Source organism: Streptosporangium sp. NPDC049644, from assembly GCF_040675205.1.
GTDB classification, from domain to species: domain Bacteria; phylum Actinomycetota; class Actinomycetes; order Streptosporangiales; family Streptosporangiaceae; genus Streptosporangium; species Streptosporangium fukuiense.
In genome coordinates this window covers 1-16930 of the sequence record NZ_JBFAOJ010000007.1, presented here as the reverse complement: position 1 = coordinate 16930, position 16930 = coordinate 1, and the positions used below count along the sequence as shown (strand labels likewise).

Sequence of the window (16930 nt, the reverse complement as noted above, 5' to 3'; positions counted from 1 at the left end):
TCCGCTGAAACGGTGGACCCCGCCACCCCGCCTAACCTCCGTCCACCGATGGGCCCAAGAGTGAGCATCTCCCCAAGGTGCCCGCTGCACACCGTACACGCGGATATACGACGCCGCGGCGGGGGACTCCGATCCGCACTCGTCACGGGGCTCCGGGCCCGCCACGCGGCCGGAACCGTGCACATCGACCCGGGGATGACCTGGGGTGATCAGGGGCCGGCGGCGACATCCAGGGCTTCGCATCCGGTTACATGGTTAACGATACTTTTGTCCGCTTCGGCGGCGACGGGGAATTCCTTGAAGGAAAAGAGGCCGCCGATATGTGCTCGGGGGTACACACATCGACGACCTCTACCGTTGAATCGGCGCTCCTTACGCGGGCGTTACACGGTCTCTGAGATATTTTTGGGCACTTCTGGGAGCGGCACGCAAAGTTGGAGTTCCAAATCTCCACCATCACCCTGCGTTGCGCATCGAATACGACAGGATGGGACAACGCCCCAGAACCCAGGGATGGACACGTGGCAAGCTCCGATCCTGTCTACCTGCGCGTCGTCGCCGACATCCGGCGCCAGATCGTCGACGGCTCCCTTCCCCCCGGCGCCCCGATCCCCTCTCGCGCCCAGCTGACCAGGAAGTACGGCGTGGGCGAGACCGCCGCCAGGCACGCGCTGCGGGTGCTCACCGCCGAAGGCCTGATCGTCGGCCGCGTCGGCTCGGGTCACTACGTGCGGGAACAGCCGGCGCTGCTCCCGCTGCACCGCTGGCGCTTCCACGACCACCACGCCCCCTTCGCGGCCGACATCCAGTCGCAGGGCACCCGGGCCACCTGGGACTGGCGGGCCGAGCCGGCCGACGCCACCCCCGACATCGCCCACCGCCTCCGGCTGGACGAATCCGCCCCGCTGACCCGCACCCGCTACGTCTTCCGCGGCGACGGCAAGCCGATCCAGCTGACCACCTCCTACGAGCCCGCCGAGTTCGGCGAGCCCGTCACCGAGGAGAACCCGCGCAGCCTGATCGCCCGCCTGTCCGCCTTCGGCGTCAAGATCACCGAGGTCGTCGAGCAGGTCCACACCCGCGTGCCGCAGCCCACGGAGAGCGACGCCCTCGCCCTGCCCGCGGGCGTCAACGTCCTGCACGTCGAGCGCACCCACTGGGCCGGAGACCGCCCGGTGGAGACCAGTGACATCGTCATCCCCGGCGATCGCTTCCGCCTGGTCTACTCCTACCCCCTGCACCCCTGAGAGACCTCGGCCACCGCCCTGCCCGCGCCTTTCGCCCGGATGGGCGAGAGGTCAGGGGCGGGGACGGGAACGCAGCACCTCCAGGGCGCGGTCCGCATGGGCCTCCATATGGGTCTCACTGTGGATCGCTTCCAGCAGGCGGTGGTCCTCGCCGATGACGAAGGTCATCCGGCGGGTGAGGAAGGGCCCCACCGCGACGGTGCGGCGGGCGCCGAGGCGCCGGGCGACCGCGCCGTCCGGGTCGGACAGCAGCGGAAAGCCCAGCTGGTTGGCCTGGGCGAACCTCGCCTGCCGGTCGACCCCGTCACGGCTGATTCCGATCCTGGTCGCCCCCACGGCGGCGAAGTCCGCCGCCAGGTCGCGGAAGTGGCAGCTCTCGGCCGTGCATCCCGACGTCATGGCCGCCGGATAGAAGAAGAGCACCACCGGTCCCTTGGCCAGAAACTCACCGAGCCGCCTTCGCGTGCCCGTCTCGTCGAGAAGCTCGAAATCCTCGACCATGTCTCCCACCGCGAGGTTCATGCCCACGGGTCGTCTCCCTACGCCGTCGGAGGACCTCCGCTCGCACCGCCGGGATCCTCGTACCCGGCCAGAGCGGAGGCCGTTGTGCCGTCCCCATTCTCCGGCGAATCACCGACGGCACAACAGGGCCCCGCCCGCCTCGGTTCTCAGGAGCGGGATCGCTGCGTCAGGGCCACGCAGGCGAGGACCACCAGTGCCGCCGCGATCGTGACCGGGCCGACCGACTCGCCGAGCAGCAGCCAGGCCCAGAGCATCGTCAGCAGCGGCTGGGCTAGCTGGGTCTGCCCCGCACGGGCGATCCCGCCCATGGCCAGGCCCGCGTACCAGGGGATGAAGCCGAGGAACATCGAGACCAGCCCGGCGTACGCGAGCCCGGACAGCGAGGCGGCGTCCGGCCGCACGTCGGTGGTCAGCGCCAGCGTCACCGTGATCGGCACGGTCAGCGGGGCGGCGAGGACGAGGGCGTGGGAGATCACCCGCCAGCCGGGGGTCTCGCGGGACAGGCGCCCACCCTCGGTGTAGGCGACGGCGGCCGACAGCAGGGCGCCGACGAGCAGCAGGTCGGCCCCGGTGATGTGGCCGCCGCCGACGCTGAGGGTGAAGGCCGTGATCGCCACGGCCCCGAGGCCGCAGGACACCCAGAACAGCGCTCTGGGCCGCTCCCCGGCCCGCAGCACCGCACAGGCGGCGGTGGCCGCAGGCAACAGCCCGATCACCACGGCGGCGTGCGAGGTGGAGGCGCCGGCGTCGAGTGCCAGACCGCTGAAGAGAGGGAAGCCGAACACCACGCCCGCCACGATCACGAGGTACGACCGGAGCTGCGACCTGGGCGGCAGCAGTGGCGCTCGGGCCACGAGCAGGAAGGCGACCGCCGCGACGGCGGCGATGGCGGCACGTCCGATCGCGACCAGGTAGGGGTCGAAGCCCCTCATCGCGAAGACCGCCGAGGGGAACGATCCCGAGAACGACAGCACCCCGAGCCCGGCCAGCAGGGTCCCCCGCCGCGCCCTCGCCGTCTTTTCCCGCTCGCCCGGCTGCGCGCCACCGGACGGCGCCGCTCCGGCCGGTCGACGGCCGGCGCCTTTACGGCCCTGGCGCGCTTCTCCCTGCACTACCGCGCCGGGCGCCGTCACAACCGTCACATCGGAGGACACGAGTCCCGCGACCGTGGATTCGCCCGGAGTGTCGCCGGCCGCTACTCGATTTGGCACGATAGCGCTACTCTTATCTCTCATGAATGACGATAGCAGTATTGCCCGATTGGCCGCCACGCTGCGCGACGAGATCGGGCGGCTCCGCCCCGGCGACAGGCTACCGTCGAGCCGTGAGCTGGTCCGATTACACAACGTGAGCCCTGTGACAGTGTCGCGCGCGATCGGCAGGCTCGCCGCCGAAGGACGGGTGATCACGAAACCCGGCAGCGGCGCCTACGTGGCCCCGTCGATCACGCACGGTGGTGACGGCACCGACATGTCCTGGCAGACGGTGGCGCTCGGCGACCGGATGGTGGACGACAGCGGGGTCAGCGGCCTGCTCGCCTCCCCGCCGGAAGGAGTCATCCCGCTCACCGGCGGCTATTTCAATACAGCCCTGCGCCCCTCCGGCGCCCTGTCGGCCGCTGCCTCCCGCGCACTGCGGCGGCCCGACGTCTGGGCGATGCCACCCCTGGCCGGCGTGTCCGAGCTGCGCAGGTGGTTCGCCCAGGAGCTGAGTGGCGACATCGCCCCGTCGGACGTCCTCGTCGTCAGCGGCGGGCAGGCGGCGCTCGTTCACACCTTCCGCGCCCTCGCCGCCCCGGGCACGCCCCTTCTCGTCGAGACCCCCACCTACCCGGGCGCGCTGGCCGCGGCACGGGCCGCCGGGCTCCGCGCGACGGCTGTTCCCATGGACCGCGACGGGGTCAAACCCGAGCTCCTGGCGGAGGCGTTCGCCATCACCGGGGCGCGGGTCTTCTTCTGCCAACCGACCCTGCACAACCCCACCGGCGCGATCCTGCCCCTCGAACGGCGCGAGCAGGTGCTGGCGATCGCCCGCGCCGCCGGGGCCTTCGTGATCGAGGACGACTACGCGCGCTACCTGACCTCGTCCCCGCCACCGCCGCCCATGGTCACCCTGGACACCCACGGCACGGTCGTGCACATCAACTCCCTGACCAAGGCCCTGTCACCCAGCGTGCGGGTCGCCGGGGTCGTCGCCAGGGGCCCCGCCGCACGACGAGTACGGGCGAACCAGCTCGTGGAGTCGTTCTTCGTGGCCAGGCCGCTCCAGGAGACCGCCCTGGAGTTCGTCAGCTCGCCCTCCTGGCGACGCCACCTGACCGCGCTGAACACCGAGCTGACGCTCCGCAGGAACACCCTCGCCACCGCCCTGACCACCCACATACCCACCGCCGAGATCCACCTCGTCCCCCGCGGCGGCCTGCACATGTGGGTACGGCTGCCCGACGACCAAGACGAGGACGCCGTGGTGGAGGCGGCCAAGAGGGCGGGCGCCCTGGTGAGCCCCGGACGCATCTACTACCCGGCCGAGCCTCCCGGGCCCCGCATCAGGGTGACCCACTCGGCGGCCGTCCATCCGGCCGAGCTGGTCGAGGGGGTCCGCAGACTGGCCACCGCCCTGGACGCCTCCTGACCTTTCGCCCCGCGGGAGACACCAGGACGACGGGTGGCCGTGAACTCACCCTCGGCCGGGAAACGGCCGTCTCCGGCCTCTCCACACCCCCATGATCATGATTGCTCCCACAGTGCGACTCGCGCCTGCGGCCCTCCCCGAACACGCGGTACCGCTTTTCGGGACACCACCCAGGAATCACAACCCCCTAACGGCGTACAGTGGTTGCGGAGAGGTGAGTGAAGACATGGGCAATCCCGCCGACCTGGTGATCGACTTCGTCAACACCTACGACGTCGAGAGCGACGCCGACTCGATTCCCACTCCCGCGGCGCTGGCCGCCTGGCTCGGCGAGCGGGGCCTGATCCGGCCGGGAGAGGTGGCCGACGAGACGGACCTGGCGACGGCCGCCGGCCTTCGCGAGGGTATCCGCGCGGCGCTCCGGCACAACCGTGACCGTCCCGGTGGTGAGAACGACCACGAGGGCGGCCACGGGGCCGGGCTGCCGCGGGCGTTCCCCGCCCTCCCGCTCCGGGTCGCCCTGACCGCCGACGGCCCGGTGCTCGAACCGGTCGTGACGGGAGCACTCGGCGGGCTGGCCGAGATCGCCGCAGCCGTGATGAGCACCCGCGCGTGCGGGATGTGGCCGCGCCTGAAGGTCTGCGCCGAGAGCACCTGCCAGTGGGCGTTCGTCGACTCCTCCAAGAACCGTTCACGCTCGTGGTGCTCCATGAGGGTCTGCGGCAACCGCACAAAGACAAGGGCATATCGGGCCCGTCGGCAGACGGAGCCGGGTTCACGTCATCTCTGAGTCGGATTCCCCGATACGGTGTAAGAGCCTGACTCACGGATCCACCCGCCTGATGCCCGCTCGCGTGGCACGAGGTCCGCGAGACAGCGCGTTCCGAGGCGACGGCAGACGGCAGAGAAGGAGCGGGCCGAGATGGCAGACGTAGGCGTGCGGGCGGCTCGGCACGAGGATGTCGCCGCGGTGACGAGCACCCAGATCCGCGCCTGGAAGTACGGCTACCGGGATTTCCTTCCCGAAGGACCGCTGGAGCAGATGACCGGCCCGGCGGCCGAGAACATGTGGCGGCAGCAGTGGGACGACGCGATCACCTCGCCGCCCAGCTCCCGGCACCGCGTGCTGGTGGCCGTGGAGCAGGTGGTCCTCGACACCGACGCCTTCCCCGCGCTCGGCCCCGGCGGCATCGAGGCCATGGCGGCGATGCAGGGCGCCGAGAAGGTCGCGGGCCTGGCCTCGCACGCCCCGGCAGAGGACCCCGACCTCGACCCGACCATCGCCGGCGAGATGCTCACCTTCCTCATCGACCCCGACCACGTCCGGCGCGGTCACGGTAGCCGGCTGCTCAACGCCACCGTCGACTACCTCCGTGACGACGGCTACCACACCATCGTGACCTGGGTGTTCGCCGACAACTACGCGGTACTCGGCTTCCTGGAGTCCGCCGGTTGGGGTGCCGACGGAGCCGAACGGGTCATCGACATGGGCCGTACGGTGCGGATGATCCGCCTGGCGACCGACATCAGCTAGAGCCGGAGAGGAACACCGCACCCCCATGGCCACCCCGAGCCAGTGGATCGCCGGAGCACGTCCACGCACCCTTCCCGCCGCCGTCGTCCCCGTCGCCATCGGCACCGGAGTCGCGATCGGATACGGCGGAGGGGTGTGGTGGCGGGCCCTGCTGACCCTGTTCGTGGCTCTCGCCCTCCAGGTGGGCGTCAACTACGCCAACGACTACAGCGACGGGGTGCGCGGCACCGACGAGGGCCGGGTCGGCCCGATGCGCCTGGTCGGCTCGGGCGCCGCCCCGCCCCGCCAGGTCCTCGCCGCGGCCCTCGCCTGCTTCCTCGTCGCCGCGCTGGTGGGACTGGTGCTCGTCGTGGCCACCGGGGCGTGGTGGCTGCTGCTGGTCGGCGCCGCGGCGATCGCCGCCGCCTGGTTCTACACCGGCGGCTCCAAACCGTACGGCTACCGCGCGCTCGGCGAGATCTCGGTGTTCGTCTTCTTCGGTCTGGTGGCCGTGGCGGGCACCACGTACGTCCAGCTCGAGTACCTGCCCCCGCTCGCGGTGGCGGCGGCCGTCCCGGCGGGCCTGCTGGCCTGCGCGATGCTCGTGGTCAACAACCTGCGCGACATCGTGACCGACGGCCCGGCGGGCAAGCGCACCATGGCCGTGGTGCTCGGCGATCGCCGCACCCGCGTCCTCTACACCCTCTGCCTGGTCCTGCCCCTGCTGATCGCCCCCGCACTGGCGCCCTGGCAGCCGTTCGCGGCGCTCGCGCTGCTCGCCGCCCCGCTCGCCGTCGCCCCGGTGAAGGCGGTCCGGGCGGGCGCCACGGGCCCGGCGCTCATCGCGACGCTCCAGCAGACGGGCCGCTTCCAGCTCGGGTACGGGCTGCTGCTGACCATCGGCCTGGCGCTCTGACCCGCCCTGGGACGCCTCCCCGGCTTCCGCCGGAGGGGCGGCGGGCGGCTCAGAGGACGCGGCGCATCACGACGCGGGGAGCGATCTCGATGCCCAGCTCCCGCTCGTGGCGCACCAGCTCCGCCAGCTCCGGACCCCACTCGGCGGGGTCGAGCACGGCGAAGCCGTGCCGGGCGTACCAGGGAGCGTTCCAGGACACGTCGCGGTAGGTCGTCAGCGTCACGGCGGCCAGACCGGTCGAGACCGCGTGGTCACAGACGGCCTCCAGCAGGCGCCCGCCGACTCCCCTGCGCCCGTGGTCGGGATGGACGGCGAGCTGGTCGAGGTGGAGCTGCCCGTCGACCAGGCCGACCATGGCGAACCCGATCGGCGGGTCACCCGCGACGAGCACCCGGCCGGGGTCCTCGGTCTCCTCGATCATCGTGGTCCCCGGCGGGAAGGTGATCCCGACCTCGGCGAACAGCCCGTCGGCCGCGAGTTCCACCGCCGCCAGCCCGGGCAACTCCTCCGACCGCGCCCAGCGGACCTCAGTCGAAGTCGAAGATCGAATGCTTGTCATAGAACTGGAGGATATAGCGGCACCGTGCGCAGATCATAAGCGTCACCCGGTGGGAGGTGACGCCCCAGCGGCTGTCGAGCCTGCCCTTCTCCTTCTGGAACTCGGTGCCGTGGCAGAGCGGGCAGGAAAGCTTGGATTCCGTCATGGTCACGCAACGAACGGCTCCCACGCAGGGGTTCCGGTGAGGTCCCGGAGGGACCTCACCGGAACGACGGACCGTCTCGCAGCCGTCAGAGGTCGAGCAGGGGCTCCAGCCCGACGGTCAGGCCGGGGAGCTCGCGGACCCGGCGCACGCCCAGGAGCACGCCGGGGGTGAACGACGAGCGGTTCATCGTGTCGTGACGGATGGTCAGGATCTCGCCGGCGCCGCCCAGGATGACCTCCTGGTGGGCGATGAGCCCGGCCAGCCGTACCGCGTGCACCCGCACCCCGTCGACGTCGGCGCCGCGGGCCCCGTCCAGCTCCGTGCTGGTGGCGTCGGGCATCGGCGCGGAACCGGCCTTACGCCGGGCCTCGGCGATCAGCTCGGCGGTGTGGCGGGCGGTGCCCGAGGGCGCGTCCGCCTTGTTGGGGTGGTGCAGCTCGACGATCTCGGCGGACTCGAAGTAGCGGGCGGCCCGCTGGGCGAAGTGCATCATGAGCACCGCCGCGATGCCGAAGTTGGGGGCGATCAGCGCGTTGACGCCCGGGTTGGCGTCCAGCCAGCCCCTGACCGTCGCCAGCCGCCCGGCGTCGAAGCCCGTGGTGCCGACCACCGGGTGGACACCGTGGGAGACGCACCACTTGAGGTTGTCCATGACGACGTCGGGGTGGGTGAAGTCGACCACCACCTCGGCCCGCTCCAGCTCCTCGATCGGGTCGCCCTGGTCGACCGCCGCGACCAGCTCCAGATCGTCCGCCGCCTCGACGGCCCTGCACACTTCGACACCGACGCGCCCTCGGGCGCCGAGAACTCCAACCCTGATCACGGCCCCAAGGCTATACCGTGCGGGCCCGCCGGGCCGTCGCGGACCACCGTCCGGCCCCCGCGCCGGACGGGCCGTACGGGGGGCCGGGAAGCGGTCTCGGAGACGCGGGCGGCCCCGGCGCGGGAAACGCCGGGGCCGCTCGCGGACGGGGTCGTCAGCCGGCCAGAACCTCGCTGAAGTCCCTGTCCTCGTCGTAGGGGCCGATGACCGCGAGGGACATCGGGCGGTTGAGGACGTCCGCGGCGACCGCGGTGATCTCCTCAGGGGTCACCGCGTCGATCCTGCCGAGCAGGTCGTCGACCGAGAGCAGCTCGTCGAAGACCAGCTCGCCCTTGCCGATCCTGGACATCCGGGAGCCGGTGTCCTCCAGGCCGAGCACGAGACCACCGCGCATCTGCCCCTTGCCCCGGACGATCTCCTCCTCGGTGATGCCGTCGGCGATCACGCGGAGCACCTCCTCGCGGCAGATCTTCAGCACGTCGTCGATCTTCGACGGCAGGCAGCCGACGTAGATGCCGAACTGGCCGGTGTCGGCGAGGGCGGAGGTGTAGGAGTAGGCCGAGTAGGCGAGCCCCCTCTTCTCCCTGATCTCCTGGAACAGCCGCGACGACATGCCGCCGCCGAGCGCCGCGTTGAGCACGCCGAGCGCGAAGCGGCGATCGTCGGTGCGGGTCAGCGCGGTCGTACCGAGGACCAGGTTGGCCTGCTCGGTCGGCCGGTGCACCACCCGGATACCCGAGCGGGCGTCGACACCGGGCCCCGACAGGCGCGGGAGAACCGGCGAGGCGTCCCCGCCCAGGGCCCCCGCCCGCTCGTAGGCCGCGGCGACCAGGGCCACGACCCGCTCGTGGTCGATGTTGCCCGCCACCGACACCACGGTGTGGGTGGGCAGGTAGTAGCGCCGGTAGTACTCGGCGATCCGGTCGCGGGTGACCGCGGTGATCGACTCGACGGTGCCGAGGATCGGCCTGCCGACGGGCGTGTCGCCGTACAGCTCGGCGGAGAACTGCTCGTGCACCACGTCGGAGGGGTCGTCGTCGTGCATGGCGATCTCCTCCAGGATCACGCCCCGCTCGGCCTCGACGTCCTCGGGGGTGATGAGCGAGGAGGTCACCACATCGGCGAGCACGTCGATCGCCACCCGCAGGTCGGAGTCGAGGACCCGCGCGTAGTAGCAGGTGTACTCCTTGGCGGTGAAGGCGTTGATCTCGCCGCCGATGCCCTCGATGGCCGCGGAGATCTCCAGCGCGTCCCGCGTGGGGGTCCCCTTGAACAGCAGGTGCTCAAGGAAGTGGGAGGAGCCCATGTGCCGGGGGGACTCGTCTCTCGATCCGATGCCGACCCACATGCCGACCGCGACGGAACGCACGGTCGGCATGGACTCGGTCACCACCCGGAGCCCACCGGGGAGGACGGTGCGCTTCACCACCCCGGCGCCGTCCTTACCGGGGTGCAGAGTGGTGGTGATCACGAGTTGCGGTCTTCCCCTCCGCCACGGCTGCCGCTGCTGCGGGTACGGGTGCGGCGGGGCCGCTCCTCGCGCGGCCGGTCGTCGGCGGGTGCCTCGGCCTGCGGGGCCGCGGAGGTGTCGGAGTCGCCGGCCTCGGCCTTGGCCGCGGCCTCCTTCTCGATGACCTCGACGGGCACCAGGGAGAGCTTGCCGCGCGAGTCGATCTCGGCGATCTCCACCTGGATCTTCTCACCGACGTTCATGACGTCCTCGACGTTCTCGATGCGCTTGCCACCGTGCAGCTTGCGGATCTGGGAGACGTGCAGGAGGCCGTCCTTGCCCGGCATGAGGGAGACGAAGGCGCCGAAGGCGGCGATCTTGACGACCGTGCCCAGGTAGCGCTCTCCGACCTCCGGCATGTGCGGGTTCGCGATGGCGTTGATCGCCGACCTGGCCGCCTCGGCGGACGGGCCGTCGGTGGCGCCGATGTAGATGGTTCCGTCGTCCTCGAGGGTGATCTCGGCGCCGGTGTCGTCCTGGATCTGGTTGATCATCTTGCCCTTCGGGCCGATGACCTCTCCGATCTTGTCCACCGGAATCTTGATCGTGATGATGCGCGGGGCCGTGACGTTCATCTCCGCCGGGGAGTCGATGGCCTCCTGCATCACGTCGATGATGGCCAGGCGGGCGCCCTTGGCCTGCTTCAGCGCGGCCGCCAGCACGGAGGCCGGGATGCCGTCCAGCTTGGTGTCGAGCTGGAGCGCGGTGATGACGTCCTTGGTGCCGGCGACCTTGAAGTCCATGTCGCCCATGGCGTCCTCGGCCCCGAGGATGTCGGTCAGCGTGACGTACTGGTCGCCCTCGTTGATGAGCCCCATCGCGATGCCCGCGACGATGCCCTTGAGCGGGACACCCGCGTCGAGCAGCGCCATCGTCGAGGCGCAGACCGAGCCCATGGAGGTCGAGCCGTTGGAACCCAGCGCCTCGGAGACCTGACGGATCGCGTAGGGGAACTCCTCGCGCAGCGGCAGGACGGGCAGCAGCGCCCGCTCGGCGAGCGCGCCGTGGCCGATCTCGCGCCGCTTGGGAGAACCCACCCGGCCGGTCTCGCCGGTGGAGTAGGGCGGGAAGTTGTAGTTGTGCATGTAGCGCTTGGTGCGCTCGGGGTTGAGCGTGTCGATCATCTGCTCCATGCGCAGCATGTTGAGGGTGGTGATGCCCAGGATCTGGGTCTCACCGCGCTCGAACAGGGCCGAACCGTGCACCCGGGGCACGACGTGGACCTCGGCGCTGAGCTGCCTGATGTCCTTGACGCCACGGCCGTCGATACGGACGCCCTCGGCGATGACGCGCTCGCGCATGAGCTTCTTGGTCAGCGACCTGAAGGCGGCGCTGATCTCCTTCTCGCGGCCCTCGAAGTCGGGTCCGACCTTCTCCATCGCCAGGGCCTTGACCCGGTCGAGCTCGGTCTCGCGCTCCTGCTTGCCCGCGATGGTCAGCGCGGCGGCGAGCTCGCTCTTGATCGCGCCGGTCACGGCCTCCAGGACGTCGTCCTGGTAGTCGAGGAAGAGCGGGTACTCGGCGGTCTCCTTGGCGGCGACCTTCGCGACCTTGGCCTGCGCCTCGCAGAGCACCTTGATGAACGGCTTGGAGGCCTCCAGGCCCTGCGCCACGGTCTCCTCGGTCGGCGCCGTGGCCCCCTCGGCGACGAGCTTGAGCGTGTCGCGGGTCGACTCGGCCTCGACCATCATGATCGCGACGTCGCCGTCGTCGAGCACGCGGCCCGCGACCACCATGTCGAAGGTGGCGTTCGCCAGCTCGGAGTTGGTCGGGAAGGCGACCCACTGGCCCTCGATCAGCGCGACGCGGACGCCGCCGATCGGGCCGGAGAAGGGCAGCCCCGCCAGCTGGGTGGAGAGGGACGCGGCGTTGATCGCGATGACGTCGTACAGGTGCTCGGGGTGGAGCGCCATGATGGTGGCGACCACCTGGATCTCGTTGCGCAGGCCCTTGACGAACGAGGGGCGCAGCGGCCGGTCGATCAGGCGGCAGGTGAGGATGGCGTCCTCGGAGGGACGGCCCTCACGCCGGAAGAACGAGCCGGGAATGCGGCCCGCGGCGTACATCCGCTCCTCGACGTCCACCGTGAGGGGGAAGAAGTCGAGGTTCTCCTTGGGATTCTTGGACGCGGTGGTCGCGGAGAGGACCATCGTGTCGTCATCGAGGTAGACGACGGCGGAACCCGCCGCCTGGCGCGCGAGCCGCCCGGTCTCGAACCGGATGGTACGCGTGCCGAATGAACCGTTGTCTATAACGGCTTCGCTGCTGTGGACACCCTCCACGGGGGACCTCCTTGTGGGTCGGTCGCCCGCGTCCGGCCAGACGCACGTGCGCGCCTGGTTCGTCGTGTTGCCGGCTCCCCGTAGGTGCAGCGCCGGTCTTCGATCGAAGCGCCCGGTTCCGTATGGCTTGTGCCAAGATGACCGGGGGCCACTACCGAGGACCGGCCCTCCGACGCCGTGGGGCGCGCTTGCTTGCGGACGCGGGGCACTGTCTCGGCTATTCAGTTTGCTCACTGGAACGGTGTCTTCATGGCGCGACGCGCCGACACCGAGCCATATGAGATGAGGGAGCGGCACGCGGGCCGCTCCCTCATGACTCTATCGGCGCAGTCCGAGCCGCTCGATGAGCGAACGGTAGCGCGCGATGTCCTTGCTCTGCAGGTACTTCAGCAGCCGGCGGCGGCGGCCGACGAGCAGCAGCAGACCGCGACGGCTGTGGTGGTCGTGCTTGTGCACCTTCAGGTGCTCGGTGAGCTCGCTGATGCGCTTGCTCAGCAGCGCGATCTGCACCTCGGGGGAACCGGTGTCGGTCTCACCCTTGGCGTAGTCACCGATGATCTGCTTCTTTGCGGCGGTGTCGAGCGACACTTCTCTCCTTGAACCTCTACGGGCACGCGCAATTCCGGCTCCCCGAACGACCGTGCGTGCCTACAGTCGCCGTGGCGAGATCAGCATCGGGATCACGAGACACCGATTACAGAGCTGACATGCCAGGCTACCATCGGCCTCGCAGCCCCCGCACATCATGCGGGAGCACCATGGTTCCGTTTCCCGGGAACCGCCCCTCAAAGGGGCCCCGCGGGGACGGTGACGGCCTTGTGGGCCGGGGACCGGCGCGAGAGAGATCAGCCTGTCAGGCGCCGCACCTCGTCCACGTCCGCGTGGATCTGCTCGATGAGCGCCTCGATCGAGTCGAACCTGGTGTTGCCGCGGAGCCTCGGCCCGAAGTCGACGGCCACATGCGCGCCGTAGAGGTCGAGGTCGTCACGGTCGAGCGCGTACGCCTCGACGGTTCGGGGCACGCCCTCGAAGGTCGGATTGGTACCCACGGAGATCGCCGCGGGCCAGCGCTCGCCCCCGTACACGGCGGGCAGGTTGCCGGTCTCGACGCCCTGCAGCCAGCCGGCGTAGACACCGTCGGCGGGGATCGCGGTGAACTCCGGCGACTCCAGGTTGGCCGTCGGGAAACCGAGCTGCCGGCCGCGCTGGTAGCCGCGGACCACCACGCCCTCGACCCGGTGCGGGCGGCCGAGCGTCAGCCTGACCGCCTCCATGTCACCGGAGGCGATCTGCTCGCGGATCAGCGTGGAGGAGATCGTCTCACCGTCGCTGACCAGCGGGACCGCCTCGGCCACGAAGTCGTACTTCTCGCCGAGGGTGCGCAGCGTCTCCACGTCGCCGGAGGCCTTGTGGCCGAAGCGGAAGTTCTCCCCCACCACGACCCCGGCGGCGTGCAGCCGGTCGACGAGCACGGTCTGCACGAACTCGTCGGGGCTCATCCGGGAGAACTCCAGGGTGAACGGCAGGACGCACACCGCGTCGACCCCCAGCCCGGCCAGAAGCTCGGTGCGGTGCCTGGCCGTCGTCAGCCTCGGAGGGTGCGTGCCGGGCCGCACCACCTCCTCCGGATGCGGGTCGAAGGTCACCACCACCGAGGGCACACCAAGATCTGCGGCCATCGCGACGGCTCTAGCCACCATCTGCTGATGCCCGCGGTGAACGCCGTCGAAGACGCCGATCGTGACGACGGACCTGCCCCAGTCCTCGGGCACGTCGTCCAATCCGTGCCAGCCTCGCACCGCAGCCTCTTCCCCTTGTAGCGGATCGACCCCTAAAGCCTGCCATGCTCTTGGACCTTCTCCCCAATCGGGGAGCCCCTTGGCGTCGGCGCGCCCCCTGACGTCGGTCGAAGGCGCACCCACCACGGTACGGCCGTCAGGGGACGAACACCGCCAGGGACTTGGCGATCTTGCCGTGCTCCTCCACCAGCGCCACCAGCGTGCCGTCGGGGCCGAACACCCCGATGGGCCCCTCCCCCATGCCCAGCGCGGGAAGCCGGCCACCGTGCGCGACGGAGCCCGCCTCCGCCGCGGTCACATCCCGGCGGGGAAAGGCCGCCGCGACGGCGTCGGCCATCGGCAGGATCACGCATTCGGCGGCGAGCCCCTCCAGGGTGTGGGCCGCCGACAGGTCGTAGGGGCCCACCCGGGTACGGCGCAGCGCGGTCAGGTGGCCTCCGACGCCCAGGCCGGCGCCCAGGTCGCGGGCGAGCGCGCGGATGTAGGTGCCGCTGGAGCAGGAGACCGAGGCGTCGACGTCGACGAGGTCACCGTGCCGTCGCACCGCGGTGATCTCGAAACCCGACACGGTCACCGGGCGCGGCTTGAGCGCGACCTCCTCCCCCGCCCTGGCTCGCTTGTAGGCTCGTTCGCCGTTCACCTTGATGGCGCTGACCTGCGGCGGGATCTGCATGATCGGACCGGTCAGTGCGGCGACCCCGTTGCGGACGTCCTCCTCGACGACACCCGCCGCCGACGCCGTAGCGATGATCTCCCCCTCGGCGTCGTCGGTGTTGGTGGTCTGGCCGAGGCGGATCGTGGCGTCGTAGCCCTTCTCGGTGAGCGCGAGGTGGCCGAGCAGCCGGGTGGCCTTCTCGACGCCGACCACCAGCACCCCGGTGGCCATCGGGTCGAGGGTGCCCGCGTGGCCGACCTTGCGGGTGCCCGCGATGCCGCGGAGCTTGGCCACGACATCGTGCGAGGTCCACTCGGCGGGCTTGTCGACGATGATCAGCCCGCTCGGCGGCGGGGTGCGCTTGGCGCGAGCCGTGCTCAATGGGATTCCTTCGACAGACGTGTCAGGGGAGTTCTACAGCAGTGCCCGGAGACTGGCGATCGTCTCCTCGACGGGCAGGTGGGAGGTGAAACCCGCCGCCTTGGCGTGCCCGCCGCCGCCCAGTTCGGCACAGACGCGCGAGACGTCCACCCCGCCCTTGGAGCGCGTCGAGACCTGCCAGGCACCCTCGTCGTCCTCCTTGAGGATCGCGGCGACGTCCGCCTCGTTGGTGCGCCGGACCACGTCGATGATCCCCTCCACCTCGTCGTACGGCAGCCCGTGCGCGGCCCGGTCGGCCCGGGTGACGAACGTCCAGACCAGGCCACCGCCCACCTCGGGCTCCAGCCGAACCCGCTCCAGCGCGGCACCGAGCACCTTCAGGTAGCCGAACGGAGAGCGGTCCCACAGCTCGCGGGCGATCTGCTCGGGGTCAGGCCCGCATGCCACCAGCCGGGCGGCCATGGCGTGCGCCCGCGGGGTGGTGGAGGAGTGCCGGAACGAGCCGGTGTCGGTGACGAGCCCGACGTACAGGCAGGTCGCGATGGCCGCGTCGATCGGCAGGCCGAGCCTGCGGATCAACTCCTCGGCGAGCACGGCGGTGGCGGCGGCGGCGGGATCGATCAGGTTGAGCGTGCCGAACCCGGTGTTGGACGGATGGTGGTCCAGCACGATCAGCTCTCGTGCCCTGACCGCGTTTCCGGCCAGCGTGCCAAGGCGCTCGACGGTGGGGACGTCGAAGGTGACCATCACCTCGGGCACCGCGGGATAGTGCGCGGGGTCGGTCAGCAGGTCCTGCCCCGGCAGGAAGCGGAGCAGCCTGGGCACCTGGAAACTCCGGTCACCGAAGGACGCGGTGACCCGCTTGCCCGCCGCGCGCAGCGCGAGCCCGACGGCCAGCGTGGAACCGAGCGCGTCACCGTCGGGCGAGACATGACAGGCCAGCGCGACCTCGTCCGCGGCCGAGATGAGCTCGACGGCCCGGTCCCAGTCCTGACCGGAGACCGGGCCGTCGTCACGCGGATCGGGCGTCACGTCGCGGAGCGTCCCGCACGCTCCGAGGATTCGTCCTCTTCGTCCGCGAAATCGTGGTCCCTGTCCTCGGGCTTGCGGTAGGGGTCGGCGTCCCCCGCGTGCAGGGCCCCCTCGGCCCGCTTGGCGATCTCCACGTCCCTGGCCTTCGCCTCGGCGAGCAGGTCCTCCAGGTGACGGGCGGTGTCCGGGAGCGGGTCGTGGGTGAACGTCAGCGTCGGCGTGTGCCGCAGACCCGTCTGGCGGCCCACCTCCGAACGGATGAGCCCCTTGGCGCTCTCCAGCGCCAGGGCGGAGTCGGCTCGCTCCGCCTCAGAGCCGAAAACGGTGTAGAACACCGTGGCGTCGCTCAGGTCGTTGGTGATCCGCGTGTCCGTCACGGTCACGAACCCCAGCCTGGGGTCCTTGATCCGGCGCTCCAGCATCTCCGCCACGACCTGCTGGATCCGGTCGGCGATCTTGCGTGCTCGTGCGGCGTCCATAGCTCCCCCCTTCTTGTGGGAACGGCCGGAGCGGGAGGGGTGCCTCCGCCGCCGGCCGTCTCCACACCTAGTCTTCGTCCTCGTTGTAGAGCCGGTGTCTGGCGGACAGCAACTCGATCTCCGGGCGGAAGGCGATCAGCCGCTCGCAGTCGTCCAGCACCGCACCGCAGTTGGCCGCGGTGGCGGAGACGACCGCGATCCCGATCTCGGTACGGCGGTGCAGGTCGAGATGACCGGTCTCCGCCACGGCCACGCCCGGGAACCGTCGCTGCACCTCGGCGACGATGGGACGCACCACCGAGCGCTTCTGCTTCAGCGAGTGGACCTCGCCGAGCAGGATGTCCAATGTCAGGGCACCTACATACATAGTGGATCACCCGCCACGATCGTCACTGTGCCACCTCAGGGGCCGACCGTCCGCCGGCCGCCCCGGAGG

Annotated in this window: 18 protein-coding genes; 5 read left to right on the top strand and 13 right to left on the bottom strand. The window is 70.7% G+C overall.

The features are described 5' to 3' along the window. Window positions 1-521: 521 nt before the first annotated feature. Entirely contained in the window at window positions 522-1247 is a 726-nt protein-coding gene (locus tag AB0J58_RS05670; protein ID WP_364210711.1) for a GntR family transcriptional regulator, read from the top strand. Window positions 1248-1298: 51 nt separating this feature from the next. Here the strand turns inward: AB0J58_RS05670 and AB0J58_RS05665 are convergent, their stop codons facing one another. Together AB0J58_RS05665 and AB0J58_RS05660 are read right to left on the bottom strand one after the other, a co-directional pair. Further along, window positions 1299-1769 (bottom strand): peroxiredoxin, encoded by a 471-nt coding sequence (locus AB0J58_RS05665; protein ID WP_364211050.1) that lies wholly within the window; start codon window positions 1767-1769, stop codon window positions 1299-1301. 146 nt (window positions 1770-1915) lie between these two features. After that, entirely contained in the window at window positions 1916-2911 is a 996-nt protein-coding gene (locus tag AB0J58_RS05660) for a DMT family transporter (RefSeq protein ID WP_364210708.1), read from the bottom strand. Window positions 2912-3002: 91 nt separating this feature from the next. Here AB0J58_RS05660 and AB0J58_RS05655 point away from each other — a divergent pair, with 91 nt between their 5' ends. From AB0J58_RS05655 to AB0J58_RS05640, 4 genes are all read left to right on the top strand, one after another. Further along, window positions 3003-4400: a PLP-dependent aminotransferase family protein gene (locus AB0J58_RS05655; RefSeq protein ID WP_364210705.1), complete on the top strand. Its 1398-nt coding sequence runs from the start codon at window positions 3003-3005 to the stop codon at window positions 4398-4400. 214 nt (window positions 4401-4614) lie between these two features. Beyond that, window positions 4615-5190 (top strand): CGNR zinc finger domain-containing protein, encoded by a 576-nt coding sequence (locus AB0J58_RS05650; RefSeq protein WP_364210702.1) that lies wholly within the window; start codon window positions 4615-4617, stop codon window positions 5188-5190. 132 nt (window positions 5191-5322) lie between these two features. Next, window positions 5323-5934, top strand: a complete 612-nt coding sequence (locus AB0J58_RS05645; RefSeq protein ID WP_030904184.1) for a GNAT family N-acetyltransferase — start codon at window positions 5323-5325, stop codon at window positions 5932-5934. A gap of 25 nt (window positions 5935-5959) precedes the next feature. Then, entirely contained in the window at window positions 5960-6829 is an 870-nt protein-coding gene (locus AB0J58_RS05640; RefSeq protein WP_364210699.1) for a 1,4-dihydroxy-2-naphthoate polyprenyltransferase, read from the top strand. A 49-nt stretch (window positions 6830-6878) separates the two neighbouring features. Here AB0J58_RS05640 and AB0J58_RS05635 read toward each other — a convergent pair whose 3' ends face one another. The 11 genes from AB0J58_RS05635 to AB0J58_RS05585 form a co-directional block, all read right to left on the bottom strand. After that, window positions 6879-7388, bottom strand: a complete 510-nt coding sequence (locus tag AB0J58_RS05635) for a GNAT family N-acetyltransferase (protein ID WP_364210696.1) — start codon at window positions 7386-7388, stop codon at window positions 6879-6881. Beyond that, on the bottom strand, window positions 7357-7539 hold the full coding sequence (locus AB0J58_RS05630) for a hypothetical protein (protein ID WP_343973837.1): 183 nt from the start codon (window positions 7537-7539) through the stop codon (window positions 7357-7359). The genes AB0J58_RS05635 and AB0J58_RS05630 overlap by 32 nt, the downstream gene beginning before the upstream one ends. Window positions 7540-7618: 79 nt before the next feature. After that, a complete protein-coding gene (dapB, locus tag AB0J58_RS05625; RefSeq protein WP_364210693.1) occupies window positions 7619-8356 on the bottom strand; it encodes a 4-hydroxy-tetrahydrodipicolinate reductase in 738 nt (245 codons plus the stop codon). Window positions 8357-8510: 154 nt separating this feature from the next. Then, the gene (locus AB0J58_RS05620; RefSeq protein WP_364211047.1) at window positions 8511-9824 is read right to left on the bottom strand and encodes a pitrilysin family protein; all 1314 of its coding nucleotides are present in this window, start codon (window positions 9822-9824) and stop codon (window positions 8511-8513) included. Continuing rightward, window positions 9824-12148 carry a polyribonucleotide nucleotidyltransferase gene (locus AB0J58_RS05615; RefSeq protein WP_343973843.1) on the bottom strand — a complete coding sequence of 775 codons (2325 nt, stop codon included), beginning with the start codon at window positions 12146-12148 and terminating at the stop codon, window positions 9824-9826. Before AB0J58_RS05615 ends, AB0J58_RS05620 begins: the two co-directional genes overlap by 1 nt. A 318-nt stretch (window positions 12149-12466) precedes the next feature. Beyond that, window positions 12467-12736: a 30S ribosomal protein S15 gene (gene rpsO / locus AB0J58_RS05610; protein WP_030904195.1), complete on the bottom strand. Its 270-nt coding sequence runs from the start codon at window positions 12734-12736 to the stop codon at window positions 12467-12469. A gap of 257 nt (window positions 12737-12993) precedes the next feature. Beyond that, window positions 12994-13947: a bifunctional riboflavin kinase/FAD synthetase gene (locus AB0J58_RS05605; protein WP_343973847.1), complete on the bottom strand. Its 954-nt coding sequence runs from the start codon at window positions 13945-13947 to the stop codon at window positions 12994-12996. A 136-nt stretch (window positions 13948-14083) separates the two neighbouring features. Next, window positions 14084-14983: a tRNA pseudouridine(55) synthase TruB gene (truB, locus tag AB0J58_RS05600; RefSeq protein WP_364210690.1), complete on the bottom strand. Its 900-nt coding sequence runs from the start codon at window positions 14981-14983 to the stop codon at window positions 14084-14086. 33 nt (window positions 14984-15016) lie between these two features. Then, window positions 15017-16015: a DHH family phosphoesterase gene (locus AB0J58_RS05595; protein ID WP_343973853.1), complete on the bottom strand. Its 999-nt coding sequence runs from the start codon at window positions 16013-16015 to the stop codon at window positions 15017-15019. Further along, window positions 16012-16494 (bottom strand): 30S ribosome-binding factor RbfA, encoded by a 483-nt coding sequence (rbfA, locus tag AB0J58_RS05590; RefSeq protein WP_364210686.1) that lies wholly within the window; start codon window positions 16492-16494, stop codon window positions 16012-16014. The genes AB0J58_RS05595 and rbfA overlap by 4 nt, the downstream gene beginning before the upstream one ends. Window positions 16495-16561: 67 nt before the next feature. Beyond that, entirely contained in the window at window positions 16562-16861 is a 300-nt protein-coding gene (locus AB0J58_RS05585; RefSeq protein WP_030904200.1) for a DUF503 domain-containing protein, read from the bottom strand. Window positions 16862-16930: the final 69 nt, after the last annotated feature.